This window comes from Microbacter margulisiae (genome assembly GCF_014192515.1).
Taxonomy (GTDB): Bacteria; Bacteroidota; Bacteroidia; order Bacteroidales; family Paludibacteraceae; genus Microbacter; species Microbacter margulisiae.
On sequence record NZ_JACHYB010000002.1, the window covers coordinates 74,176 to 99,671 of the forward strand.

The following is a 25,496-nucleotide window of genomic DNA, read 5'->3' on the forward strand; positions in this document are numbered from 1 at the left end:
AGATGAAAGGCAAAGATTTAAAACCACACATCGGAATCTTCGGACGACGAAACTTTGGAAAAAGCTCATTGATCAATGCCCTCACTGGACTGGATGTCGCAATTGTTTCGGACATTGCAGGAACGACAACAGACCCGGTAAAAAAATCGATGGAAATATTCGGCATCGGACCTGCCATCCTGATTGACACCGCAGGCATTGACGACCAGGGAGATTTGGGAGAGAAACGCATAGCCAAAACACTGGATGTTATTAAACAAATCGACTGTGCCATCCTGGTTATCGCAAACAATACTTTCGATGAATATGAAGAATCGCTGATTCAAAAATTCGACAGACACAAAGTTTCCTACCTGATCGTGAACAACAAAACCGATATGGAACCGTTGCAAAACAACACCATCCGGAAGATACAACAAAAAACCACCGCTTCCATCGTTGAATTCAGCTCGGTTACGCGTGCTAATCTCGATGGCCTGATCGAAGCACTGAAAGGAACAATTCCAGAAACATCCTATCAAAATCCTTCGTTACTGAAAGGCCTGATCAATCGCGGCGATATCGTCATGCTGATCACTCCTGTCGATTCCGAAGCCCCGGACGGCAGAATGATTCTACCGCAGGTCATGGCTATCCGCGACGTACTGGATAATGATGCAATCAATGTCGTGGTGAAAGAAACGGAAGCGGAGCTCTTTCTACAAAAAACAGATATCAAGCCCAGATTGGTGATGACAGACAGCCAGGCATTTGGATTTGTCAGTAAAATTATTCCGGACGAAATCCCGTTAACCGGGTTCAGTATTGCATACGCCCGCATGCGGGGCCCTTTCAATGAGTATGTACAAGGAACAAGAAAAATATCCCAGTTAAAAGACGGTGATAAAATCCTTATCCTGGAATCATGTACACACCAAGTTAGTTGCGAAGATATCGGACGATTCAAAATTCCAAGATGGTTGAAGGCTTATACAAAGAAACAACTGGAATTTGATATTGTTGCAGGCCTCAACGAAATCAAAACACCAATCACCGACTATGCGTTGGTCATTCAGTGTGGCGGATGCATGGTCACACGCAAACAAATCTTCAGCCGTTTATTCGATGCCATCGAAGCGGGTGTCCCGGTTAGCAATTACGGCTTAACCATTGCTTACATGAATGGTATCTTTGAACGCGCTATCGCCCCGTTTGCAAATACTTTATGATGACTGTAGACGAAATACTCGATCAACCAGAGCTATCGCGGGCAGATATGATCCGGTTGCTCTCCATCAGTGATGACCATGAACAAAAAGCGCTGATTCGTAAAGCCTACTCTGTCAAAACAAAAACAGTCGGTCAAAAGGTATATTTACGCGGATTAATCGAGTTTTCCAATCTTTGCAGGAAGAACTGTTTTTACTGTGGCATACGAAATGATAATCATAAAATCAATCGGTATTCGCTTAGTGAAGATGAAATTTACCGCATCACAGCATATGCTATCCAACAGCGTTTTACAGGTATTGTACTGCAATCGGGAGAACAAAACAGCCCTGCATTCACAAAACAACTCGCCTCACTGATCGCCCATATCAAGAAAATGGCTAATCCTCCCCTGCGTATCACGTTGTCAGTCGGAGAGCAATCATATGAGACTTATCAGGAATGGTTTAACGCCGGAGCCGAGCGATATTTACTAAGAATTGAAACTGCCAATGAAAGTTTATATCACAAAATACATCCTGACAATGCAGTACATTCCTTTCAGAACCGATTACAATGTCTCGAAAATCTCCAAAAAATCGGATTTCAAACTGGTACGGGCGTCATGATCGGACTGCCTTTTCAGACGATAAATGATTTGGCTGACGACTTGTTGTTTTTCAAAAATAGAAATATGGACATGATTGGGATGGGGCCTTATCTGGTGCATTCAGACACTCCATTTGCCCGTTTCAGCGCTTCATTGCTTCCTTCCGGCGAAAGATTCCGATTATCGCTTCGCATGATAGCCTTACTACGCATCATAATGCCCGATATTAACATCGTAGCCACCACGGCATTGCAGACAATTGATCCTACAGGCAGAGAATCAGGCCTATTAGCCGGCGCAAACGTTCTGATGCCCAACCTGACGCCAATAACCTATCGTGACAACTACCTGTTGTATGATAATAAACCCGGTAGCAAGGAAGAAGAACTTTCCGATGAGTTTGACAGCAAACTACAACAAATCGGAGAGAAAATTGAATACAATAACTATGGCGATTCCATCCACTTCACCAAAAGAAATAGCCATGACTGCATCAGTTGTGACAACAACTGAAAATAACAGGAAGATATCTTAAGATGTTCCGGGATTACTCGCTTCCAAAAAAGTGCAAAACAACATCAATCACAGACGATCGTATCGAATAAAAGACTACTTTTGTACGTACACGGAAAACAGTAACACACATGAAAAAAACAATTGTAGTTACCTGTGCCCTTTTGATGGCAATAGGTATGAATGGACAAACACAATCAATGGAAAAAGCAGCTCCTAAAGTAATAGTAACAGCAAGTGAGAAAACGCCACATTCGCAATGGCAAGGTAAAAGCGTAGCTTTTCTGGGTGATTCAATGACTGATCCGCATCGTGTAGGCACCACCTGCATTTATTGGGAATACCTTAGTGAATTGTTGGGAATAAAGCCTTTTGTATACGGTGTTAACGGAGCCCAGTGGGATGGCATCTATAAACAGGCATTGAAACTTCACAAAGAACACGGGACAAATATCGATGCTATATTGATTTTTGCAGGAACCAATGATTATAATCATGGACTTCCGTTGGGGAAATTCTTCAGCGAAACGACAAAGCAAACTAACTTTAATGGAGATATGGTGACGCGCAAATACCGTACTCCTGTTATGGACGATTCAACTTTCTGCGGACGTATCAATAAAGTGATGTCATATCTGAAAAACAATTTTCCGCAACAACAGATCATTCTAATGACACCGATTCATCGTTCTTTTGCCAAGTTTGGACCAAAAAACATTCAACCCGACGAGAATTATAGCAATGGACAGGGCTTGTATCTTGACGCATATGTCAGTGCCCTGAAAGAAGCAGCCTCCTATTGGGCTGTTCCATTGATAGATCTCCATTCCATCAGTGGACTCTTCCCAATGGCAGAATCCCAATTGCAATACTTTCATAGCCCTGAAATGGATCGTTTACATCCGAATGCGCTGGGTGATTACCGATTGGCAAAAACCATTCAATACCAACTCCTGACGCTACCTTCGACTTTTGTATTAAAGTAAAAGATAACACATCCAAACCGTTTGCATATAAAAAGGTGGCCTGAAGAGCATTCTCTGTGCCACCTTTTGTTTTGGCAGATCAATATCTTTTCCGTACCGTATAAGAAGTATGCAGCAAATGGTGTGACTTTTCTCCAAGTGGTTTTCCCAGAAAATCTTCGTAGATTTTTATAACCTCAGGATTCTTGTGCGACTTCCGGATAGGCATATTCTCATCTTCAGTATAAATAGCCGCCGCCCGCTTTGCCCTTATTTCAGGACTCGTGGGAATAGGTTGCCCGCCACCACCCAAACAACCACCCGGACAAGCCATTACCTCGATAAAATGATAATTGGCCTCACCCGAACGAACAGCATCCATAACCTTTTTGGCATTGACAAGCCCATGCGCAATAGCGCATTTCAATTCCACTCCATCTAAAAATGCCCATTCTTTTAATGGGTTATCAATGCGAATGGTAGCCTCACGCACACCTTCCATGCCCCTGACCGGAAGAATGTTCAAGTTCTGAAACGGGACTTCACGTCCGGTAACCAATTCGTAGGCAGTACGCAATGCAGCTTCCATTACGCCGCCTGTGGCACCAAAGATGACTCCGGCTCCGGTTGATTCTCCCATCAGGCGATCATATGACATATCCTCTAAACTCATAAAATCAATACCTGCCTGTTTGATCATAATAGCCAATTCACGGGTTGTGAGTACGTAATCGACATCACGATAGCCACTATCATGCATTTCCGGACGATTAGCTTCAAATTTTTTTGCAGTGCAGGGCATGACCGAAACCGACACGATATTCTCAGGCTCCAGACGCCGGGCCCTTGCATAATAGGTTTTTGCCAATGCACCAAACATCTGTTGAGGGGATTTACATGTTGACAAATTTCCCAAATATTCGGGATACATATGCTCGATGTATTTGATCCATCCGGGAGAGCATGACGTAGCCATCGGTAGTTTGACATTCTGATCATGATCAAGCAAAACACCTTTCAGGCGTGTGAGCAATTCAGTGCCTTCTTCCATGATAGTAAGATCGGCCGTAAAATCAGTATCCATGACAGCATCAAATCCCAAACGTTTCAAAGCAGCCACCATCTTACCTGTGATTCTTGTTCCTACTTCGAATCCTAATTCTTCACCCAAAGCTACCCGCACAGCCGGAGCTGTTTGTACCACTACAAATTTTGATGGATCGGTAATAGCTTCCCAAACCTCTTCGATATAGTTTCGTTCCGTCAAAGCTCCCGTCGGACAGTGAATGACACACTGTCCACAATTGGTACAATTGACTTCGTTCATCGCTTTTTCAAAGAAAGTTGTAATCTTCATCATATCTCCTTTGTATGCAACACTCAATGCACTCACACCCTGCAATTCGGCACAAGTGCGAACGCAACGCTGACACCGGATGCATTTACTGTCATCCTTTATGATGGAAGGCGAAAACATATCAATGGTATAGTGCTTAAATGGTACCAGCGGGATGAAGTCGGAAGTCATAATTTTGTAATCCGAGGCAAGTTTCTGTAATTCACAATTTCCGTTTTTGTAACAGCGTGTACAGTCAGCATTATGTTCAGAAAGCAACAGTTCTATGATATGCTTTCGGGAATTCCTCACTTTCACAGAATTAGTAAGAATTTCCATACCTTCCTCACATGGTGTTGCACAGGCGGGTGACAAGCGTTTCTGTCCTGCAACCTCAACCACGCAAACCCTGCAATTACCGGCGATGCACAAATCCTTATGATAACAAAGCGTCGGTATGTTGACGCCAATCTGACGGGCGGCATCAAGAATGGAAGTATCTTTTTTTACTTCAACACCCTGTCCATTGATTGAAATCTTAATGTTGTTATCCATTGTGTAGTCTGTTATGCGTTAGTAAATCATTTCTTCTCTAAAATTTTCGACGATGGATGAAAACGAGTTTGCTACCGATTGTCCTAACCCACATTTTGAAGTCAGTTGCATAGTCTCAGCCAGTCGTAAGAGTTTATCCAGATACTGCGCGTTTTTATCACCGCTTTTCACGGCTTTGATGCCCCGCCACAACTGCTGGCAACCAACACGGCATGGAGTACATTGACCACACGATTCTTCACGGAAAAATTCCAAATAATTATCCAACACATTAAACATAGACCTTGAACTGTTGAAAAGCATCATTGAACCACCCGTGGGTAGGGAGATACCGGTCAGCTTTCCCTGAAATCCAATATTGGTTTCGGTAAACCGTTTGCGGGGAACCAGAAATCCCGAAGCGCCACCCACTTGTACAGCTTTGGTATCGCCATCACCAAAATCATTTACAAAATCCGCCAAGCTCATACCCAATTCAAGCTCGTATATCCCAGGCTTCGGAGTATCTCCCGAAACTGAAAAAAGCTTCGTTCCTCGGGAAAACTGTACACCAAGGTCATAAAACCGTTTAGCTCCATATTTAAAAATCGTATATGTATGAGCCAGTGTCTCAACATTATTGATCACCGTAGGTTTGTTCATATATCCCGACAAGGCAGGGTAAGGCGGTTTATTGCGTGGTTCACCCCGTTTGCCTTCCATCGACTCGAAAAGGGCTGTTTCTTCACCACAAATGTAGGCTCCACTCCCCATGAAAATACGGATACTAAAATCAACATGAATGGTTTTACAATAAGTTTCAAATTCATGAATAGCCTCATTAAGCCGTGGTTTAAGGAAAAAATATTCACCTCGCAGATAGATAAATCCTTCTTTTGCTCCTATCACATGCCCGCAGATAGCCATCGCTGTTAATACCTTGAAAGGCACCAAAGATAAGATTTCCCTATCTTTGAATGTTCCGGGTTCACCTTCGTCAGCATTACAGATCACGTACTTGGCATCACTTTCTGCCTCAGCAGAAAGCTTCCATTTCAGTCCTGTCGGAAAACCAGCACCACCCCGCCCTTTTAATTCGGAGCTGATTAGTTCATTAATCAGTTCTTGCTGCGAACGTTTGATATTCTTTTTTAGAATATCTTCCCAATCATTCTCATTTTTGAAAATGAAATCGGCTCGTTTCAGTTGATCACTATTGCTCATAATCCCCTCCTTCCTTTGCTTTGGCAAGATAACCGCTTAAAATTTCCCTGACTTTTTCAGGGGTTAACTCAGTGTATACATCACTATTAATCAGCATTGTTGGTGCTTTATGGCAAAAGCCAAGGCAGTTGGTTTGCAACAACGAAAAAACTCCATCGGGAGTGGTTTCACCAATGCCAATTTTCAGCATATCCTGAATGGCTAAAAGGACTTGGTTTTTACCTTTCATGGAACAGGTAATGGTCTTGCAGACACGAATGATGTAGCGCCCCATTTTCTTGTAGCTCAAAAAAGAATAAAAAGTAGCGGTTCCGTACACTTCGGAAGCGGGAATATCGAGTTCCCGTGCAATTTCAATCATTGAAGATTCAGACAAATACTTTTCCTGTTCTACAACTCCCTGCAAAATAGGCAACAAGTTCTGTCTGTTGCGACCATGCTGGTCGGCGAGGGTTTTGATAAGCTCTGAAACTGTCTCCATACCATTTTATTTATATATGAATAAATTGAGTGTATGATGTTCAAACTGTTTTTGTCCCTGTGAAAAGAGTTATGTCCAGTTTTATGCAAGCTTCCGAATGATTATCTGTGTTAAATTGAGCGTTGTATTTATTGATCTGATTATCTTTATTTTAAATGAGTAGCTAAATATCCATCAAACCGAATTGAATCGTTATTTACGCGCTTCAAGTTTTATTATACCAATTTTTGCAGTATGATCTAAAAGGGAGATTGGAATCTCGATCAAATCTATGGAATAAAAAAAGGGACTTCCTGTCGATGAGAAATTATGGCATACCGAAACTCGGTCAAAAGGAAAAGTCAGGGATGACAATAACAGACCAGATACATCATAAAAGGATAATACCAGTTTGGGGTCATTATTATAGCCGACATGGTACTTAAATGTCTCTACAACAATATTTTTATTTGTAGTAAATTCCAAATGGTAGGAGCGATACCCATAGCCCCATCCATAGCCAAAAGTAGGATCTGCGGTATATTTCTTTTCAGCCCGTAAAAGCATAAACTGTTCGCCAGGCTGTAGATTAATGGTGTCGGAATAGAGTTGAAAATGAGTTTTGATACCGCCTAATGAATCACTTAGATTTTGAGCAGAAACACCATTTAACAACAAAAGTTGTATAGTTACAAATATACATAGAATGCTTTTTTTCGTCATATTAGATTAGTTAGCTTACAACTGCCGGAAGAAAGAATAACCAATTCTCCCCATAAAAGAATCTAAACGTTACCTATCTTCCGGCTTTATATTATTTGCATAGCATCCAACAGCCATCATGTTCTCTTTTCACCGGATATAAATATTCGACAAAAATAAAGTTTTATTTGCTGACAAATGTAGCTAATTTCTTTGCAGAATATCCTGTTATAGCAATGGCATTTTTATGTTATTCAACAACTTATTGCCGCTGTTCTTGGCAATACAACTGCCAACCATGCTAAACAAGGCCTACTACTCATTGCCAAAGATCCAGTAATTCCTGGGTTGTTAAGAGGATCATCATGTTTTTCATATTTGTAAGCGAACGATTGTGCGCTTCCTGATCATAAGATGAGACTGCATCAGTCACAATAACAGGAAAAAAACCTCTATTTAAGGCATCCCTGGCGCTCGATTCCACACCTATTTCAGTAGCTATACCGGTGAAGACAATAGTAGTCAACCCTGCATTCCGCATCAGAAGTTCAAAATTTGTCCCAATAAAAATACTTGCCGTATTTTTGGGGATCACTATCTCGCCCGCCTTTGGCTCAATTGCCAAATCAAAGCCTTCTGGCGTCGACTTTAAAGCTGCCATCCGCTTGGCCCCAAAATATTTCCGGGCTGGCGATTCAAACTGTTGCGGTAGCGGCGTAATTTTCGAAAATGAGACAGGTATCTGTTTTTCCCTCGCCTTGCTCAACACTTCGTTATTATGAACCAAAAATTCCGTTTTATTGTAAATTTTATCCACCAGCATGTTTTGAACATCCCAAATCAATACCATAGTTTTATCGGGAGCGACAATTGTTTTCAATATTTCATCCTGTGCCATACGTATTAAATTTTTATTGATTCATTTGTAAACTGACATAACATACCCTCACTGGCCAACGATTTTAATCCATAACTTTATGGGAATAGCAAAAAATAGCATTTCTCCCCACCTGTATAGCAGATTATTTTGCAAGCTTTCCCGACAAGGCAATGCCGCCGACGCCAATATTATCCATATCATTCTCTTTAATAAGAACAATATAAGCCTCTTTTCTGACATTCATAATTTTACTTGCCACTTCGGTAAGTGATGCAATCAATTCACTCTTTTGTTCTTTGGTCAATTTTGACCCTTCTACTGAAATTACCGGCATGTTTTCTCCTCCTTATTTGTATTTTGATGTATTGATATAGGATCTGAAATTAATTCCAGCCTGATATGATTATTGATTAAGAAACTTTTTCACGGCGTGAGCACAATTTTCGCCATCCATGGCTGATGATGTAATTCCTCCGGCATAACCGGCGCCTTCGCCACAAGGGAAAAGGCCTGCAACTTGTACATGTTGCATGGTCTCAAGATTGCGTGGAATACGTACCGGAGAAGAAGTTCGCGACTCAACACCGAGTAATAACGCCTCATTTGTCAGAAATCCATGCATCTTACGATCAATATGTTTGATTCCTTCCCGTAAACGAGTTGAAATCATTGACGGTAACCAAAAATGAAGCGGCGATGAAAGCGTTCCGGGCAAATAAGAACAATCAGGTAACGACCCCGAAAGTTTACCTTTGACAAAATCAGCTACCCTTTGAGCCGGAGCTTTTTGTCCAAGTCCTCCATTATTAATATATGCAAGGGATTCCAGACTTTCCTGAAAACGCACGCCGGCAAATGCCCTCAGGGTTTCATAATCCGGGACATCCTCTGGTCTGATTTCGACAACCAGTCCTGAGTTGGCAAACGGCGAATTTCGCTGAGATGCTGACATTCCATTGACTACCACTTCTTTTGTCCCTGTAGATGCCGAAACGATATGTCCGCCGGGGCACATACAAAAAGAGTAAACTCCCCTGTCTTCCACCTGATCGACCACGTTATACGAAGCAGCAGGCAAATATTGGTTTCGCACGCGCTGATGATACTGAATGGAATCGATCAACGCCTGCGGATGTTCTATCCGCACTCCCATAGCAAAACCTTTAGCTTCAAGCAAAAGGTCATTGTGTAAAAGCATATCATAGACATCACGCGCAGAGTGTCCTGTAGCCAAAATAACGGCCCGTGCATTACGAGTCGTTCCATCCGCCAATTTCACACCTTCAACTGAATGATTTTTAATCAAAAGATCCACCACTTTTGCTGAAAAATGAATTTCCCCACCTGCATTTAGAATCGTATTGCGTATATTCCGCACAATGATTGGTAATTGATCTGTTCCTAAATGAGGATGAGCTCCATACATGATCTCTTCTTTAGCCCCATGATAGCGGAAAATAGACAAAATACGCTGAATATCTCCTTTTTTGTTTGAGCGCGTATATAACTTACCATCCGAAAAAGTACCGGCTCCTCCTTCTCCAAAACAATAATTTGATTCGGGATTGACACCTTGATTACGCATCAACAGAGCAATATCTTTTTTGCGTTCACTAACTTCTTTGCCCCGTTCCAGAACCACAGGCTTCAGCCCAAGCTCAATCAACCGCAACGCAGCAAATAAACCTGCCGGACCAGCACCAATAACAATCACCTCTTCGCCAGCATGTACGTCGTCATAATGCAGCGGGATCATCTCATCAGAAAGACGGTCTGATGCCGTTGCCACATCAACCTTAAGATTTACTTTAGGAAAATGACCGCGGGAATCAATTGATTGCCTGATTTTTCGAAAATTTGTTACTTCTTTTGATTCAAGATGAAGTTCTCTTGCAATACGACGTTGCAAAAGATCGGACATAGCAGCCTCTTCCGGGGAAACTATAAGCTGTAGATGAAATATAGCCATTGGCAAAAAAGAATAAACTTGTCTTGCAAATATACGATTCCGCAATCACAGATACAAGTCATCAAAATTAAACAACCCTTTCATCGGCGAATATATTGATTTTAAATAGTCAGGCTAAGAAATAGAAAAGCACGTTTTGCATTATAAGAGCCTAATTTTTCCCTATTTGTCATAACTCGATTCCTAAACGGGAAATATTCTGTATTTTTGCAAAAACTTAAAGCAAATATCCGTATGTCGATACTTAAAAGATTATCGTTAGCTGCACTCTTGTTGGTGCTGGCTACCAGCGGCGCATGGAGCGCAAATACCAATACAGGTGATAAACATTTCGAATTGTCGAAAAACCTGGATATTTTCAATGCCTTATTCAGAGATCTGGATGCGTTTTACGTAGATACAGTTAATTATCAAAAACTCATTACATCAGGTATCAACGACATGCTCTCCGATCTTGATCCCTATACGATTTATATACCTGAAGATCAAACCGACTTTCTCAAAGAACTAACTACAGGAGAGTATGCCGGTGTCGGAGCTGAAATAGGACAAAAAAATGGATATGTTTACATCAATGAGCCTTTCTATGGGAAGCCAGCTCAAAAAGCCGGGTTGAAAGCAGGAGATATCCTACTCTCTCTGGATGGAGTTGCATTGAAAGGAAAAACCACTGAGCAAGTCAGTAACTTGCTAAAAGGACAACCGCAAACGGTGGTAAAATTAAAAATACAACGACCAGGGATCGACAAGCCATTGTATTTCAATGTAACGCGTGAGAAAATCACTATTAATCCGGTAGTGTATTACGGCGTTCTGAAAAACAATATCGGATACGTCATGCTAAGCGGTTTTACCGAAAATGCTGCTGATGAAATGCAAACTGCTTTGCAATATCTTCTTAGCAAACATATTACTTCATTAATGATTGATCTTCGCAATAATCCGGGAGGGATCATCGATGAAGCGGTAAAAATGGTTGGATTTTTTGTTCCTAAGGGTACCGAAGTAGTGTCGACCCGAGGCAAAGTAAAGGCTTGGGATAAAGTGTATCGAACACAAAACGAACCAATTGTACCTAGCTTACCCATGACTGTTTTGGTAGATGGCAATACAGCTTCCGCTGCTGAAATTTTATCCGGTTCACTACAAGATCTGGATAGAGCTGTAATTGTTGGCACACGTACATTTGGGAAAGGATTAGTACAATCAATCAAACCATTGCCTTACGATGGACACTTAAAAGTCACCACGGCTAAATATTATATTCCAAGTGGCAGGTGCATTCAGGCCATCAATTATGCTGAACGCAATGCTGATGGCAGTCCAATGCGGGTTCCCGACAGCCTGACGCATGTTTTCAAAACTATGGATGGAAGATTAGTTCGCGATGGAGGTGGCATACGTCCAGATGTTGAAGTCAAAGACAGTACTCCTGTAAATATCACCTACTATTTATATACACAAAACATTATCTTCGATTTTGCCACACAATATGCCTTAAAACATCTTTCGATAGCAGCTCCGGAACAGTTCGGCATAACCGATGCAGATTATCAGAACTTCATCAACTTTGTAAAATCACAGCATTTTCACTATACACTGCAAAGCGCGACATTACTAAATAAGCTCATTGCTACTGCAAAAATGGAAGGATACGGAGATCTTGCGGCTACAGATTTCAAATCACTCCAATCGATTCTGGTGCCTAATATTGATCAGGATTTAATGCGGTTTAAACCTGACATTGAAAAACTGATTAATGGTGAAATTGTAAAACGTTATTATTACGAAGAAGGCGCCGTCCGCTACTCCATACAACATGACAAAACAGTGGATAAGGCAATTGAAGTGCTCGACAACAACGCAGAATACAACAAATTACTTGGAAAATAAGTTTCTGTAAACCAGTTTATTTGTTTCATGCAGAAAAAGGTTCTCATCATTACCTATTATTGGCCACCGTCAGGCGGTTCAGGAGTTCAACGTTGGTTGAAGTTTGCTAAATATTTGCCACAATTCGGATGGGAACCTGTTATTTATACACCTGAGAATCCTGATTTTCAGTTAAAAGATGAATCACTTCTAAAAGATGTGTCCCCGAATACGACGGTTCTAAAGACACCTATTTGGGAGCCATACCAGCTCTTCAACCGCTTAACGGGGAAGAAAAGGAGTAAAGAAACCGTAGTCATTGGACAGCAAAAAGGAGGTACAGTACATACAATCGGAATGACTTTGCGGGGTAATTTGCTGATTCCTGATCCACGTTGCTTTTGGATACATCCATCCGTGCAATTTCTGACGAAATATTTAAAAGACCATCCGGTCGATGCTATGGTGACTACAGGACCACCCCACTCTATGCATATGATCGGACTGAAATTGCATCACAAATTACATATTCCATGGATTGCTGATTTTCGAGATCCGTGGACAAACATTGATTTTTACAAAGATCTCAATTTGACTTGGTGTGCCGACAGGATCCATAAACGGAAAGAACAGCAAGTTATTGCCGAAGCCAATTGCGTAGTAAGCGTCACGCCAACATGGTGTGCCGAGTTTGAAGCCAAACATCCCCAAAGAACTGCTTTGGTTCACAATGGATATGACGAAGCCGACCTTCCTCAAGAGGAAGCAAAACCAGACAAAAATTTTACCATTGTTCATATCGGTAGCATTAATGAGGCACGAAATCCAACACTTCTCTGGCAAGCTTTAAGTGAGTTACTTCCAAATAATCCGGGACTTCAGAAGAATTTAAAGATTAAACTTGTAGGCAACACAGACCCATCCGTTTCGGATGACATATCCCGTTTTCAACTAAAAGATTATGTAGAAAACATAGGGTATCTGCCACATCATGAAGCCATCCGGTTTCAACAAAATGCGCAGATCTTGCTGTTGCTTATTAACAATACTCCTAATGCCAATGGCATTTTAACGGGCAAGCTTTATGAATACATGGCATCGCAACGGCCTGTTTTAGCCATTGGACCCAGTAGTAGCGATATAGCCAAACTTTTGGACGAAACAAAAGCAGGCATCATCGTCGATTTTGACGATCTCAAAGGAATGAAAAACACATTACTACATTACTTTGAACAGTATCAACAAGGCACACTTCATTCCACCACCACAGGCTACGAAAAATATTCACGGAAAGCGCAATGTGGTGTATTTGCCGGCCTTCTTGATGATATTACAAAACATTAATCCATGAAGAAAAAAATATTATTGGTAGTTGGAGCACGTCCAAATTTTATGAAAATAGCTCCGTTGATGCATGCGCTTCAGGATAATCCTCATCTTGAAGCTATTTTGGTACATACCGGACAGCATTACGACAACCAGATGTCAGGCCGTTTTTTTGAAGAATTAGGCATTCCAGCTCCACATATCAATCTTGAAGTAGGTTCTGCATCACATGCCCAACAGACAGCACGTATCATGATGGGTTTTGAACAGGTTTGTTTGGACGAAAAACCCGATTTTGTTCTGGTGGTTGGCGATGTAAACAGTACGGCAGCCTGCACGTTAGTTGCTGCAAAACTTAACATCAAATCCATCCATTATGAGGCCGGATTACGCAGCCGTGACCGCTCTATGCCCGAAGAAATAAATCGACTTGTGACCGATGCCATAAGCGATTATTTTTTTACCACAAGTGTCGATGCCGATGACAATTTACTCAAAGAAGGCGTTTCAGCAGATCAGATTTTTATGGTCGGAAACCTGATGATTGACACACTGGAAGCTAACTTATCCAAAGCCCAAAGCAGTACGCAAATTTTCCCCTTGTTGAATAAAGGAGAACATATCAACATTGCAGATATTGCAAAAGCTGGATATGGGGTCATGACGTTTCATCGTCCGTCCAATGTAGATAATAAAGAAATATTGACGCAACTGGTTTCAATTTGGGGTGCTATCTCCGAAAAGATTCCCCTGGTATTTCCCATTCATCCCCGTACCTATAAAAACATTCAACAATTCGGATTGCTTGACAAGATCAATCAATATGAACATCTTTTGTTGATTGAACCGTTAGGTTATCTTGAATTTATTCATTTGGTGAGCAACGCCACTTTTGCCTTGACCGACTCCGGTGGCATTCAGGAAGAGACTACTCATCTCAATATTCCTTGCCTGACAGTTCGCCCGAATACAGAGCGCCCTGTGACAGTATGGGAAGGGAGTAACAAATTGATTCAGCTGAATGATATAGAACAAGAAATCAACTTAATTCTTCAGGGAAACGGAAAGAAAGGAACAAACCCAAAATATTGGGATGGAAAAACTGCACAACGGATTGTAGCGATTCTGGAAACGATTTAAAATCATAAACCTATGAAGCGTATTTTCACTATTGTTGGGGCACGGCCTCAGTTTGTGAAAGCTGCTGCCGTTAGCCGAATGCTCAAAAAACATGGCATTGACGAAGTGTTGGTGCATACAGGACAACATTTTGATGCCAACATGTCGGACGTGTTTTTTGAGGAAATGGAAATCCCCAAACCAGACCATAATTTGAATATTAACGGTTTGACGCACGGAGCAATGACCGGGCGTATGCTTGAAGGGATTGAGAAACTTTTGTTGCAAGAACAACCTGATGCCGTAATGGTTTTCGGTGATACGAACTCTACACTGGCAGGGGCATTGGCAGCAAAAAAAATTAATATTCCGGTAATTCACGTCGAAGCCGGCCTGCGATCTTTCAATATGAAAATGCCGGAAGAAATCAACCGAATCATAACTGACCGCATATCCGACATCCTTTTCTGCCCGACGGAAAATGCCATACAAAATCTTAAACGTGAAGGGTTTGATCTTTTTCCTGTCAAAATAATCAAAAATGGAGATGTAATGCAGGATGCCGCCTACTATTATGCGCAGAAAGCAGCATTAAAATCGACCATTATCGAACAATTAGGATTACACCATTTTGTACTGGCAACCATTCACAGGCAAGAAAATACGGATGATATTCAAAAGCTTCATCATTTGATTGATGGATTGAATGCCATTAATCATGAAATACCGGTTGTTCTTCCATTACATCCACGCACAGAACACATTTTAAGCCAATGTCATATCCGTTCAAAATGTATCATTATTAAACCCGTTGGATATTTTGATATGATTAGACTCCTGAAATCCTGCCAATTGGTCATAACCGACAGTGGAGGAGTTCAAAAGGAAGCCTTTTTCTTCGGTAAACATTGCATCACATTGCGTGAAGAAACGGAATGGGTTGAGCTGGTGGAAAATGGATTCAACACATTGGTAGGCGCTGACGAAAACCTGTTATTTGCCGCTTATCACACCATGAAGCAAAAACAATCCGACTTTTCGCTCAATCTGTATGGCAATGGAACAGCTGCTGAACAGATAGCATTAACAATCAAAGAACTATAATCAACAAAAATACCACACATGCAAATCGGACGAAAAGATGTGGCATGGAATTTTGCGGCTACCTTTATGCGCATCGCCTCAGGGCTGATTGTGTTGCCATTGGTATTACGCCTTCTGCCCAGCCAGGAAGTAGGATTATGGAATATTTTCCTGACTATCGGATCCATTGCTATCTTGCTCGATTTCGGTTTTTCCAATGCATTCGCCCGTAATATTACCTACATCTTCAGTGGAGTCAAAGAGCTCAAAGCGGAAGGATATGTCGCTGTTGACCAAAATGATTCATCCATAGACTATGGACTTTTACGTAGTGTCATCAATGCCATGCGAAGATATTACGGCATTCTGGCAGGCGCTTTTCTGCTGTTGTTTATCTTAGCCAGTCCTTTCTATTTGCGTTCTGTGCTTGAAAAATACAACGGAAATACTCATGTAGTTTGGGTCGCCTGGTTTACATACGGAACACTTGTTGCATACCAGTTATATACTTTCTATTATGGCGCTTTACTGACCGGGAGGGGATTTGTAAAGAAAAATATGCAGATTATTGTTGCAGCACAAAGCGCCCGTATCATCATTACGGCTATTTTTCTTCTGAACGGCCTCGGATTGATGTCTCTGGTGGTCGGAATGTTTATCAGTGATATCATTAACCGCACATTATCCTATCTGGCATTTTACGACAAAGAGATAAAATATCAGATCAAACACAGCACTGCCATGCCTGTACGGGCGATCATGAAAATCATGACACCCAATGCTATCAAAATCGGCCTCACCTCGGTAGGCGGATTCCTGATCAATAAAGCGGTTATACTTATTGCGCCCCTTTATTTATCGTTAACGGATATAGCCTCTTATGGAACGACGAAACAATTTATTGACTTAATTGCATCTATCGGAAGCATTTGGTTCACTACTTATTATCCGAAAATGACTTTATATCGGGTTAATAATGAAATTGATGGCGTAAAGCGGCTATACACCAAGAGTAAAATTTTCCTGATCGGATCTTTTATCGTTATGGGAACCGGGCTCATTATAGCTGGGCCTCCCGTCCTTCAATTTATTCATAGTAAAACCCATCTCCTGCCTGATGTAATGATATTTGTTTGTCTGATAATTGGATTCTTGGAGACGAATCATGGCATTTCGGGAGCACTGCTGCTTACCAAAAACGAAGTACCTTTCGTGAAAGCATCACTTTTGTCAGGAACGGGAACCATCATCCTTCTTTTGTTGGGACTAAAAGTTACATCGTTAGGTATCTGGAGCATGTTATTAGCACCGGGACTGGCACAGGCAACCTATCAAAACTGGAAATGGCCGCTATCCGTCATTCAGGATTTGAAACTCACGTTAGGAGATTATTTTCAAGCCTTCCGGACATTTTTGCAAGGGATAAAGGAGACCGTTAAAAAATAACTTTGTACCTTTGTTCAATAGCTTAACACAATAGTTTGTATGTTGAAAATAATCGGCATTGTCACTGCATATTACCCCCAGCCTGATGATCTGGAAACAAATATAAATTCCTACCTTCCCTGGATTGACAGGCTGATTATCTGGGATAACACGCCACACGAACAAAGCATTATTACACAAGTCGTAGAGCAATTAAACAGTGATAAAGTGGAAGTGCGCACCACCGGCAAAAACGAATATCTGGCATATCCTTTTAATGAAATAACGCGTTGGGCTGACCAACAGGGATATACGCATCTGTTGACGATGGATCAGGATAGCTGCTTTGCACCGGGTCATTTCGAAAACTATTTACAAGCTATACAACAAATTGAAAACGATCACATCGCTGCTTACGGACCGGGGTTGAACCTGCCCGGTTATGCCGACGAAAACATTCAGGAAGTTCCCTATGTCATAACATCAGGAGCTATTTATCCCATTAATAGCCTGCTACAAGTTTCATTATTCAATCAAGGACTGGTGATTGACACAGTGGATATTGAATATGGCCTGCGGACAGGAACAAAAGGATATAAAACCTTTCAACTGAATCATATTAATCTGATACATAGACTAGGAGATAAAGAAAAACATTGGACAGGGTTGATTATTAATCATTATTCTGCACAACGCACTTACTATTACCTCCGGAATACGCTTTGGATATTTAAACATTACCCGGAAGCTTTTACCAAACGGGAACAGAAAAGTTTTATCCGATACAACATTATCCATCGTACTTTGAAAATAGAACTAGAAAAATATCCGCTTAAAAAGTTTCAGGCTATCCTTGCTGCTGTATGGCATGCGCATAAAAATAAATTGGGCAAATACGACCATTTCATCTAATAACAAACATGGACGTCTCTATCATCATTGTGAACTACAACACGAAAGCGCTTCTTCATAACTGCCTGCAATCGGTTATGGAACAAACGCGTGACGTTCATTATGAAATTATTGTAGTTGACAATGCGTCAGCCGACGGAAGCGTTGAAATGATCCAAGAGAAATTCCCTGCTGTGACACTTTTGGCTGAAAATACCAACTGGGGTTTTGGCCGGGCTAACAACATCGGAGCTAAAATAGCAAAAGGGAAATATCTCTTTTTGCTTAATTCCGATACGCTCATTCGCAATAACGCCATTAAGACATTGGTTGATTTTCTCGAAAGCAACCCTAGAGCCGGCATCTGTGGCGCGCAATTGCTTAATCAGGATTTGTCCCTGGCAACTTCGTTCCAAAGACTTCCCTCCTTAATGGCTGAATGGAAAGTTTGCTTTGCTCCTTTTTTATTATCCAAAAAGCAACCGGTCTATAGCAACCCCGTAAAAGCTGGATTCGTATCCGGCGCCGACCTGATGATTCGTAAAAGTCTGTTTGATCAGTTACAAGGCTTTGATCCCGATTTCTTCCTATACTTCGAAGAAACAGAATTAACATATCGCTCAAAAAAAGCAGGGTATTCCGTTTGGTTTATTCCTACGGCTGAAATCATCCATTTCGGAGAACAATCCGGCGAACCTGAAGCTAAAAAAGTAGATAAATGGACATTTTCCGAAATGTGGTATAGCCGCTTCCTGTATGCAGATAAAACATCCGGTTGCGCCCGTTGTGTTTTTTTGATTCATCAAACCAAAGGAGTAATGGCCTCTACTCTTTTCAAAGTCATTGGCAACCAGGCAAAACAATCCTATTGGCACAAAAAGAATGACATCATCCGCAACCAGTTTCAACGTTATCGGAACTGGAAGCAAACAGCCCATTGAATCTGTATTCTACTCTTTAGCTATGAACATTTTCTACTTTTTCCCCGAAACGCCTTCGTATATGCTGCAATGGCAACGAATCCATATTTTTGACGAATTAGAACGAAACGGACATACGATCACTGTTTACAACCCATTATCATTCAATACCATTGACGAAGCAAACGAACAATTGCCCAAAACACTACGGCAGCAGGCTGCATCCATTGATCTATTCATGAATGCAGCGCCTGAAAAGTTTCTGTATAAGGAAACCATGAAAGAGGTACAAAAGATAGGAATCCCTTCATTGCTCATCTGCTTTGATAATTTGCACGCACCTTTTATTCACCGGGACATGGCTCCCTATTTTGATTTGGTCTGGCTTACGTCATGGGAAACGCAACCACTTTTTGAGAAATGGCATTGCAAAACGATTTTTCAACCTTACGCTGCCAATCCTTATGCTTTTATTCCCAACCATACCCATGAAATCAATTCGATAGGCTTTATCGGAAGGCTTTATGATGACCGTGTAAACCGGATTAATCAGTTAACCAGCAACAAAATACCCTGCACACTCTATTCCGATAGCTTCTTCTCCGATGGCAATCACACTGCCCCAAAGGCATTGACGTATCAGGAAACCGCTTTGCTCCTGTGGCGATTATCAAAATTCGGCATTGGCAGAAGGGTGGCTTATGGAACCATAAAAAACAAACTGTTCCCGGCAAAGAATCATTTGGTAAACAATGATTTTCTCGAACTTAAACACTCGGTTCCCTTCAGTCAAATGAGCGAAACCTACTCCAACCATGCCCTTGCCTTGGGAATATCAGAGTTACGAAATACCTTTGTACTCAAACATCCGGTGCATAAACTGCACTTGCGCACTTTCGAAATACCCATGTGCGGTGGACTACAGATCACCCCGTTTACGGAAGAGCTGTCCGGTTATTTTGAAGATGGAAAAGAAATCGTCCTATGTCAAAATAACGAAGAGTTTATCGATAAGGCAACCTTCTATCTGAAACCCGAAAATGCACGCCTACGGCTTGAAATGAAAGAGAACGCCCGGAAACGGGCAGAATCGGAACATACATGGACAAAACGCTTTGACAAAGTATTCCAGGCATTATTCGGGAAATGATTCATACACCATGACACCTAAGGTCTCCATATTAGTCCCGGTTTACAATACCGCCCTTTTTCTTGAAAAGTGTGTTCGCTCCCTTTTTGAACAAACATTCAAGGAACTCGAATTCGTGTTTGTAGATGACGGTTCGCGGGATAATAGCTTGGACATCTTAAACCAGATTATTGTCCAATATCCCGAAAGACAACCCAACGTGATAGTAAACCGGCATGAGAAAAACAAGGGCGTTGCCGCCACACGCAACACATTGGTATCCTTGGCTTCAGCAGAATATCTATGTTTTGTAGATAGCGACGACTACATTGATAAAGATGCGGTTGAATTGCTTTACAAGGAAGCAATACAGAAACGCGCCGATATTGTGGTGTGCGATATTGCCCGCGAATGGGGGAAAAGCGTAAAAATACAACGCCTCCCCTATGAGGCCGATCCTTTGGCATACACTCAACAACTGATTGCCGCAGATACGCCGGCTTATTGTTGCGCCAAGCTGATTCGTTCCAATCTCTATTCACAACATGATATTGCCTGCACGGAAGGAGTTAACATTCTGGAAGATTATCATACGGTAACCCGGTTGGCTTATTTCGCCTCATCAATTGCCAAAATTGATAAACCGTTGTACCATTACGTGCTTTACAACGCCTCTGCAGCTACAAAATCATGGAATGAAAAGAAACTCGATAATATTCTCCAATCACTGACTATTGTCGAAACATTCTTCAATAGCCGTCCGGATGCTGGGAAATTTATCGTTCCCCTACAAAAAATAAAACTAAAATCGAAGATCAATCTGCTCATGACCTTTCCTCCCCGCTTACGCGATCAGATAATCCGTCAGTTTTCTGATACCGGAAAGGTCGATATGCCATTAAAGCTGCATGAGAAAATAATCCTGCGTCTGGCATCAACAAAAAATCACTGTTGCCTGAATGTTTTTATTGCGCTCTACACGAACACCATTGCATTGAAGAAACGATTTCTGGGATAATAATCTGCCGGCACTTTGACTAACAATAATCAGTAGTATATACCAAGCCTGTTCAGCGTATTTTGTTTATCCTGTATCCTTATTTTATAGCGCTCAAAGTATGTTGATAAAATTTCAGAAAGGCATCATACTCTTCTACAAAAGTATGCTTCCGATGATATTCCTTTTGATTCAAAAGGTTTTAAATCATATTATCGGGTATTTTCTTTTGTGACATAAACCCTGTTTTCAAATTCCCCTCTCTTTTATAGGAGAGAGTGTCTGTAGGACGGGAGAGGGTTAATGTACTGCTTCTTTTCCCAATCTCATTTGCAACAACCTGGATCAGATAACCATTTCGGAACCTTATTTCAGGTGTAGCTTAACCCCTTAGTAGGGAAACAATAACCGCTCTGGGAATTAACCTTATTCCCTTATTTTATAGCGCTCAAAGTATGTTGAATTCGTCTTGACTTTTACAAGCTTTAAATACTAAAAAAAGGGAAGAGCCGTTTTATGAAAAGCAAAACTATAAAACACCACTCTTCCCCATGTACTTAGTACTCGACAAAGATACAATAAATAAAGAAATAGTGCCATTCATCCCTGTACCCAAGAGAGGGTTCAGGACAAAGTGTGATATCGCCGAGATTGTTAACTGCATATTGTACAAATTAAAAACAGGTTGTCAATGGCATATGTTGCCCGTTAAAAGTTTATTTTCTAATGTCGTATTGCATTATAAGACTGTTTTCGGTTATTTTCGTACATGGTGTAAATCAGGAGTGTTACAACAAATCTGGTTTGGTTTATTGAATAAATACAGAGCCTCATTGGACATGTCCAGTGTTGATTTGGATGGCAGCCATACCCCCGCATTACGTGGAGGAGAACAGGTTGCTTATCAGGGTCGGAAGAAAAGGAAGACTACCAATGCTCTTTATCTTACAGACAGACAAGGTATCCCATTGGCCATATCAGACCCGATAGAAGGGAATCACAATGATTTACATCAAATTAAAGAACGTTTTACCGACATTATTGATTCGCTGAATAACTCCGATATAAGAGTTGATGGTCTTTTTCTTAATGCCGATGCAGGTTTTGACTCTGCGGAGTTCAGAGAATTCTGTTCTTCCCATGAAATAATACCCAACATCGCTATTAACTGGCGTAACGCAGCACATACGGATGATATATTCTTCGATGAATTGCTCTATCAGCAACGCTATTGCATAGAAAGAACCAATGCATGGATGGATAGTTTCAGATCTCTATTGAACAGATTTGATGTTACTTGCTCCAGTTGGCAAAGCTTTAACCTTATCGCTTTTATCGTGATACTACTTAAGAAAATTACTAAACAGAAAAAGTCAAGATGACTTCGTTGATAAAATTTCAGAAAGGCATCATACTCTTCTGCAAAAGTATGCTTCCAATGATGTTCCTTTTGATTCAATATGTATTTACAGACTCTATCAACATCGCCTTTAGAGACAGAAAAAGCGGAACAGCTCATTTGCCACTCAAAGGCTCCTGTGCACAGTTTATTCTCATTAATAAAACGATCAGATGCTGATGCAACAACGTCTGCCAGTTGCTCTTCCGATATGTCAGGAGAGCGGGAGACAAGGAAATGCGCATGTTCCGGATTGGCATAAATAGCATACATATGGCATCCATGGTTATTGACAATGCCGGTTATATATTTTTCAATGCGCTGCCTATGGATTTCCTGAATTAATGGCAAACGGTGTAACGTGGTAAAAACAAAATGTGTATATAAATTGTTATATTCAATTTTCATATAATAAGGGAATAAGGTTAAGTCTATTTATGTGTTATCTTTTCTACTAAGGGAGAATATCTTATCCGAAATAAGGTTTTAAATCATATTATCGGGTATTTTCTTTTGTGACATAAACCCTGTTTTCAAATTCCCCTCTCTTTTATAGGAGAGAGTGTCTGTAGGACGGGAGAGGGTTAATGTACTGCTTCTTTTCCCAATCTCATTTGCAACAACCTGGATCAGATAACCATTTCGGAACCTTATTTCAGGTGTAGCTTAACCCCTTAGTAGGGAAACAATAACCGCCCTGGGAATTAACCTTATTCCATTATTGCACGCCTGCTAAGGTTAATTCCTTATCCGAAATAAGGTTTTAAATCATATTATCGGGTATTTTCTTTTGTGACATAAACCCTGTTTTCAAATTCCCCTCTCTTTTATAGGAGAGAGTGTCTGTAGGACGGGAGAGGGTTAATGTACTGCTTCTTTTCCCAATCTCATTTGCAACAACCTGGATCAGATAACCATTTCGGAACCTTATTTCAGGTGTAGCTTAACCCCTTAGTAGGGAAACAATAACCGCCCTGGGAATTAACCTTATTCCATTATTGCACGCCTGCTAAGGTTAATTCCTTATCCGAAATAAGAATGACAACCCTACTTATTTCCACTACTTAATCCGTAACTCCTTGCAGAAACCGGGCAAATTCACTGTAGTTTCTGGTAGCATCACACCGCTCCTGCCATCTTTCCCGTGCGTTTTTACGAATGGTAGCTTTATTCTCTTGCCGCATATACGATACAATAGCCTGTGCAACCCCATCAGCCGATATGTCAACCGGTAGAAGCTTACCCACTGCCTCATCCACTATCTCTCTTGTACCTCCCGCGTCAGTGGCAATCACAGGAATTCCAAACGACAACGCCTCCATAATGGAAACAGGGACGCCTTCGTTTTCACTGACATTGATAAACAGGTCAATAGGAGTAGTCGCGTAATAGTTCAACACTTCGCGGTTCGTTTTGCTTCCTGCCAGTTCAACAGTAACACAATCAGGCAATTGTTTCGACCTGTTGGAGATCGTCTCATACAATGGGCCTGTGCCGATATGCGTCCATTTCAAAGAGACATGGATGAGCTGCAAGGCTTCAATCAACAAAGAAATCCTTTTTACCGGTACCATGTAGGAACAACTGACAAGATGGAATACCGACGATGCATCCGCAGTATTTAAGCCGTTGTCCACAACTCCCAGACGAAACAAATGTGCATGACGAATCCATTGTGCATACCGCCTGGTCATATATTCCTGCCCATCTTCGGAAATAAACACACAATGCGACAGCGTCGGCAACAATAACTGCCGGAACGGAATATAACCACCCTTAAACTCTTCATAAAGATCTGTCCGGTGAAACCGTGCAACACGCTGCAAATCCTGATGCCCAGCTTTCAGAAAAGGCATCAATAATGCCAGTTTATCGCCCCAATAAGAATACACCACCGTTTCGGCATCAATCAACGCCTGCAACTCTTTCATCCGTGAACGGTTGGCATGCGCAGCCCGTAACACAAGCAAAGCAGCCGACCAAACCCGCAGATGCACCGGATTGGTATAAATGGATTTCGTTATCAGTTCTTTCAGCGCAAAACCGAGCGGACCGGTATTGCATAACCCTGCAATAAAAAGACGTTTTTGATTCTTAGGATCAAAAGGAAGAAACGGAGCATGCACTACCACATTGCCTGCCTGCGGACGAACATCACCTTCTCCATGCAATGGGAAGAGATGTACCGATGCGAAGGCGTCACTCAAAAACCCGATTTCAGTTTCCAGAAAAGTCTCTTTGTTTCCAAATGGGAAACTGTCGGTCAACAAGATCAGGCGTGTATTCATGTGTATTTATAATTTATTTGATAAAGCATGAAAGTTAGAAGATAATGTGATGATGAGATAATTAGTCGAAAGCCGAAAGAGAACTACGGTTGAAAGTGTAAGGTGTAAAGTTTTTAGAGAAACAACAAACAGCGGTCGAAAGTCTAAGGTCTAAAGACAATCTGTTATGGAAATTTTGGATTAACCCGATTGCCAATAAGAGATTGAAGGATTGAGTGATTGAAGGTTCCAACTTCCTTAACTTCTTCTTCAATCATTTGGCGTTTAAAGTCCCTTTAGGGATTTAGGGTAAATTTCCGATTCTCAGATTCCTACTATCTACCAACTACTGTCTATTTTGCAGTTTTTATCTTCTCAACTTCCCGTAACTTCTTTAACTTCTCATCTTCAGATTTTCATTGTCAACTGTCCATTGTCAATTGAATACGACTTCTTTAACTTCCTGCTATTCTGTAATTCGGTCATTCAATTATTTGATTCTCCAACCCCTCGGCTCCACTCGTCCCCTTTAACCAAAGGAGACAGCACTTGAACATTATTCTCCGGTAACCATATTAGCCTTAGCTTGCTCATGCAGATTGTTCTGCCCTTCTGATGAAGGGAAGTACCCGCAGGGGGTAGGGTTAGATCTTCCTGTAACTTACTTAACTTCAGATTCTCAAATTT

At 41.3% G+C, this 25,496-nt stretch carries 21 protein-coding genes and 1 pseudogene; 13 read left to right on the forward strand and 9 right to left on the reverse strand.

The window, feature by feature from the left end:
* The first annotated feature begins 2 nt into the window (after window positions 1–2).
* The 3 genes from hydF (at window position 3) to FHX64_RS09550 (ending at window position 3,297) form a co-directional block, all read left to right on the forward strand.
* Complete coding sequence (hydF, locus tag FHX64_RS09540) at window positions 3–1,208, forward strand: [FeFe] hydrogenase H-cluster maturation GTPase HydF (protein WP_183413638.1); 1,206 nt, start codon at window positions 3–5, stop codon at window positions 1,206–1,208.
* Complete coding sequence (gene hydE / locus FHX64_RS09545) at window positions 1,205–2,311, forward strand: [FeFe] hydrogenase H-cluster radical SAM maturase HydE (RefSeq protein ID WP_246392442.1); 1,107 nt, start codon at window positions 1,205–1,207, stop codon at window positions 2,309–2,311. Before hydF ends, hydE begins: the two co-directional genes overlap by 4 nt.
* A 131-nt stretch (window positions 2,312–2,442) precedes the next feature.
* Window positions 2,443–3,297 (forward strand): SGNH/GDSL hydrolase family protein, encoded by an 855-nt coding sequence (locus tag FHX64_RS09550; RefSeq protein ID WP_183413639.1) that lies wholly within the window; start codon window positions 2,443–2,445, stop codon window positions 3,295–3,297.
* A gap of 79 nt (window positions 3,298–3,376) precedes the next feature.
* Here the strand turns inward: FHX64_RS09550 and FHX64_RS09555 are convergent, their stop codons facing one another.
* The 7 genes from FHX64_RS09555 to FHX64_RS09585 form a co-directional block, all read right to left on the reverse strand.
* On the reverse strand, window positions 3,377–5,167 hold the full coding sequence (locus FHX64_RS09555) for an NADH-dependent [FeFe] hydrogenase, group A6 (RefSeq protein WP_183413640.1): 1,791 nt from the start codon (window positions 5,165–5,167) through the stop codon (window positions 3,377–3,379).
* An 18-nt stretch (window positions 5,168–5,185) separates the two neighbouring features.
* A complete protein-coding gene (locus FHX64_RS09560; RefSeq protein ID WP_183413641.1) occupies window positions 5,186–6,370 on the reverse strand; it encodes an NADH-ubiquinone oxidoreductase-F iron-sulfur binding region domain-containing protein in 1,185 nt (394 codons plus the stop codon).
* Entirely contained in the window at window positions 6,360–6,851 is a 492-nt protein-coding gene (nuoE, locus tag FHX64_RS09565; RefSeq protein ID WP_183413642.1) for an NADH-quinone oxidoreductase subunit NuoE, read from the reverse strand. Before nuoE ends, FHX64_RS09560 begins: the two co-directional genes overlap by 11 nt.
* A 192-nt stretch (window positions 6,852–7,043) precedes the next feature.
* Window positions 7,044–7,553 (reverse strand): hypothetical protein, encoded by a 510-nt coding sequence (locus FHX64_RS09570; protein ID WP_183413643.1) that lies wholly within the window; start codon window positions 7,551–7,553, stop codon window positions 7,044–7,046.
* A gap of 298 nt (window positions 7,554–7,851) precedes the next feature.
* Complete coding sequence (locus FHX64_RS09575; protein ID WP_183413644.1) at window positions 7,852–8,430, reverse strand: cysteine hydrolase family protein; 579 nt, start codon at window positions 8,428–8,430, stop codon at window positions 7,852–7,854.
* Between the two features lie 124 nt (window positions 8,431–8,554).
* Entirely contained in the window at window positions 8,555–8,746 is a 192-nt protein-coding gene (dmpI, locus tag FHX64_RS09580) for a 4-oxalocrotonate tautomerase DmpI (protein WP_183413645.1), read from the reverse strand.
* Between the two features lie 69 nt (window positions 8,747–8,815).
* Window positions 8,816–10,381, reverse strand: coding sequence for an NAD(P)/FAD-dependent oxidoreductase (locus tag FHX64_RS09585; protein ID WP_183413646.1), 1,566 nt, complete (start codon window positions 10,379–10,381; stop codon window positions 8,816–8,818).
* Window positions 10,382–10,615: 234 nt separating this feature from the next.
* Here FHX64_RS09585 and FHX64_RS09590 point away from each other — a divergent pair, with 234 nt between their 5' ends.
* From FHX64_RS09590 to FHX64_RS09635, 10 genes are all read left to right on the forward strand, one after another.
* Window positions 10,616–12,274 (forward strand): S41 family peptidase, encoded by a 1,659-nt coding sequence (locus FHX64_RS09590; RefSeq protein ID WP_183413647.1) that lies wholly within the window; start codon window positions 10,616–10,618, stop codon window positions 12,272–12,274.
* A gap of 27 nt (window positions 12,275–12,301) precedes the next feature.
* Entirely contained in the window at window positions 12,302–13,597 is a 1,296-nt protein-coding gene (locus tag FHX64_RS09595; protein ID WP_183413648.1) for a glycosyltransferase family 4 protein, read from the forward strand.
* A gap of 3 nt (window positions 13,598–13,600) precedes the next feature.
* Window positions 13,601–14,719 (forward strand): non-hydrolyzing UDP-N-acetylglucosamine 2-epimerase, encoded by a 1,119-nt coding sequence (wecB, locus tag FHX64_RS09600; RefSeq protein ID WP_183413649.1) that lies wholly within the window; start codon window positions 13,601–13,603, stop codon window positions 14,717–14,719.
* Window positions 14,720–14,731: 12 nt separating this feature from the next.
* Window positions 14,732–15,802: a non-hydrolyzing UDP-N-acetylglucosamine 2-epimerase gene (gene wecB, locus FHX64_RS09605; protein WP_183413650.1), complete on the forward strand. Its 1,071-nt coding sequence runs from the start codon at window positions 14,732–14,734 to the stop codon at window positions 15,800–15,802.
* Window positions 15,803–15,820: 18 nt separating this feature from the next.
* A complete protein-coding gene (gene wzx, locus FHX64_RS09610; protein ID WP_183413651.1) occupies window positions 15,821–17,227 on the forward strand; it encodes an O-unit flippase-like protein in 1,407 nt (468 codons plus the stop codon).
* Between the two features lie 39 nt (window positions 17,228–17,266).
* A complete protein-coding gene (locus FHX64_RS09615) occupies window positions 17,267–18,118 on the forward strand; it encodes a glycosyltransferase (RefSeq protein ID WP_183413652.1) in 852 nt (283 codons plus the stop codon).
* An 8-nt stretch (window positions 18,119–18,126) separates the two neighbouring features.
* Window positions 18,127–19,038 (forward strand): glycosyltransferase family 2 protein, encoded by a 912-nt coding sequence (locus FHX64_RS09620; protein WP_183413653.1) that lies wholly within the window; start codon window positions 18,127–18,129, stop codon window positions 19,036–19,038.
* 22 nt (window positions 19,039–19,060) lie between these two features.
* On the forward strand, window positions 19,061–20,167 hold the full coding sequence (locus FHX64_RS09625) for a glycosyltransferase family protein (protein ID WP_183413654.1): 1,107 nt from the start codon (window positions 19,061–19,063) through the stop codon (window positions 20,165–20,167).
* Between the two features lie 10 nt (window positions 20,168–20,177).
* Window positions 20,178–21,164: a glycosyltransferase family 2 protein gene (locus FHX64_RS09630; protein ID WP_183413655.1), complete on the forward strand. Its 987-nt coding sequence runs from the start codon at window positions 20,178–20,180 to the stop codon at window positions 21,162–21,164.
* Window positions 21,165–21,694: 530 nt separating this feature from the next.
* A complete protein-coding gene (locus FHX64_RS09635; protein ID WP_183411862.1) occupies window positions 21,695–22,525 on the forward strand; it encodes an IS5 family transposase in 831 nt (276 codons plus the stop codon).
* 80 nt (window positions 22,526–22,605) lie between these two features.
* On the opposite strand, the pseudogene FHX64_RS14395 reads toward FHX64_RS09635, so the two are convergent.
* Window positions 22,606–22,950 (reverse strand): annotated as a pseudogene (locus tag FHX64_RS14395) (transposase); the annotation flags it as partial.
* Window positions 22,951–23,606: 656 nt separating this feature from the next.
* Window positions 23,607–24,830 (reverse strand): glycosyltransferase, encoded by a 1,224-nt coding sequence (locus FHX64_RS09640; protein ID WP_183413656.1) that lies wholly within the window; start codon window positions 24,828–24,830, stop codon window positions 23,607–23,609.
* Window positions 24,831–25,496: the final 666 nt, after the last annotated feature.

Bases quoted from the DNA above. Each gene is read 5' to 3' on its own strand.
- FHX64_RS09555 (WP_183413640.1), bottom strand. From the start codon at position 5,167: ATGGATAACAACATTAAGATTTCAATCAATGGACAGGGTGTTGAAGTA.
- FHX64_RS09630 (WP_183413655.1), top strand. From the start codon at position 20,178: ATGACACCTAAGGTCTCCATATTAGTCCCGGTTTACAATACCGCCCTT.
- FHX64_RS09625 (WP_183413654.1), top strand. From the start codon at position 19,061: ATGAACATTTTCTACTTTTTCCCCGAAACGCCTTCGTATATGCTGCAA.
- FHX64_RS09575 (WP_183413644.1), bottom strand. From the start codon at position 8,430: ATGGCACAGGATGAAATATTGAAAACAATTGTCGCTCCCGATAAAACT.
- wzx (WP_183413651.1), top strand. From the start codon at position 15,821: ATGCAAATCGGACGAAAAGATGTGGCATGGAATTTTGCGGCTACCTTT.
- FHX64_RS09615 (WP_183413652.1), top strand. From the start codon at position 17,267: ATGTTGAAAATAATCGGCATTGTCACTGCATATTACCCCCAGCCTGAT.
- FHX64_RS09640 (WP_183413656.1), bottom strand. From the start codon at position 24,830: ATGAATACACGCCTGATCTTGTTGACCGACAGTTTCCCATTTGGAAAC.
- FHX64_RS09550 (WP_183413639.1), top strand. From the start codon at position 2,443: ATGAAAAAAACAATTGTAGTTACCTGTGCCCTTTTGATGGCAATAGGT.
- FHX64_RS09570 (WP_183413643.1), bottom strand. From the start codon at position 7,553: ATGACGAAAAAAAGCATTCTATGTATATTTGTAACTATACAACTTTTG.
- wecB (WP_183413650.1), top strand. From the start codon at position 14,732: ATGAAGCGTATTTTCACTATTGTTGGGGCACGGCCTCAGTTTGTGAAA.
- hydE (WP_246392442.1), top strand. From the start codon at position 1,205: ATGATGACTGTAGACGAAATACTCGATCAACCAGAGCTATCGCGGGCA.
- FHX64_RS09635 (WP_183411862.1), top strand. From the start codon at position 21,695: ATGTACTTAGTACTCGACAAAGATACAATAAATAAAGAAATAGTGCCA.
- hydF (WP_183413638.1), top strand. From the start codon at position 3: ATGAAAGGCAAAGATTTAAAACCACACATCGGAATCTTCGGACGACGA.
- FHX64_RS09585 (WP_183413646.1), bottom strand. From the start codon at position 10,381: ATGGCTATATTTCATCTACAGCTTATAGTTTCCCCGGAAGAGGCTGCT.
- FHX64_RS09560 (WP_183413641.1), bottom strand. From the start codon at position 6,370: ATGAGCAATAGTGATCAACTGAAACGAGCCGATTTCATTTTCAAAAAT.
- FHX64_RS09595 (WP_183413648.1), top strand. From the start codon at position 12,302: ATGCAGAAAAAGGTTCTCATCATTACCTATTATTGGCCACCGTCAGGC.
- dmpI (WP_183413645.1), bottom strand. From the start codon at position 8,746: ATGCCGGTAATTTCAGTAGAAGGGTCAAAATTGACCAAAGAACAAAAG.
- FHX64_RS09620 (WP_183413653.1), top strand. From the start codon at position 18,127: ATGGACGTCTCTATCATCATTGTGAACTACAACACGAAAGCGCTTCTT.
- nuoE (WP_183413642.1), bottom strand. From the start codon at position 6,851: ATGGAGACAGTTTCAGAGCTTATCAAAACCCTCGCCGACCAGCATGGT.
- wecB (WP_183413649.1), top strand. From the start codon at position 13,601: ATGAAGAAAAAAATATTATTGGTAGTTGGAGCACGTCCAAATTTTATG.
- FHX64_RS09590 (WP_183413647.1), top strand. From the start codon at position 10,616: ATGTCGATACTTAAAAGATTATCGTTAGCTGCACTCTTGTTGGTGCTG.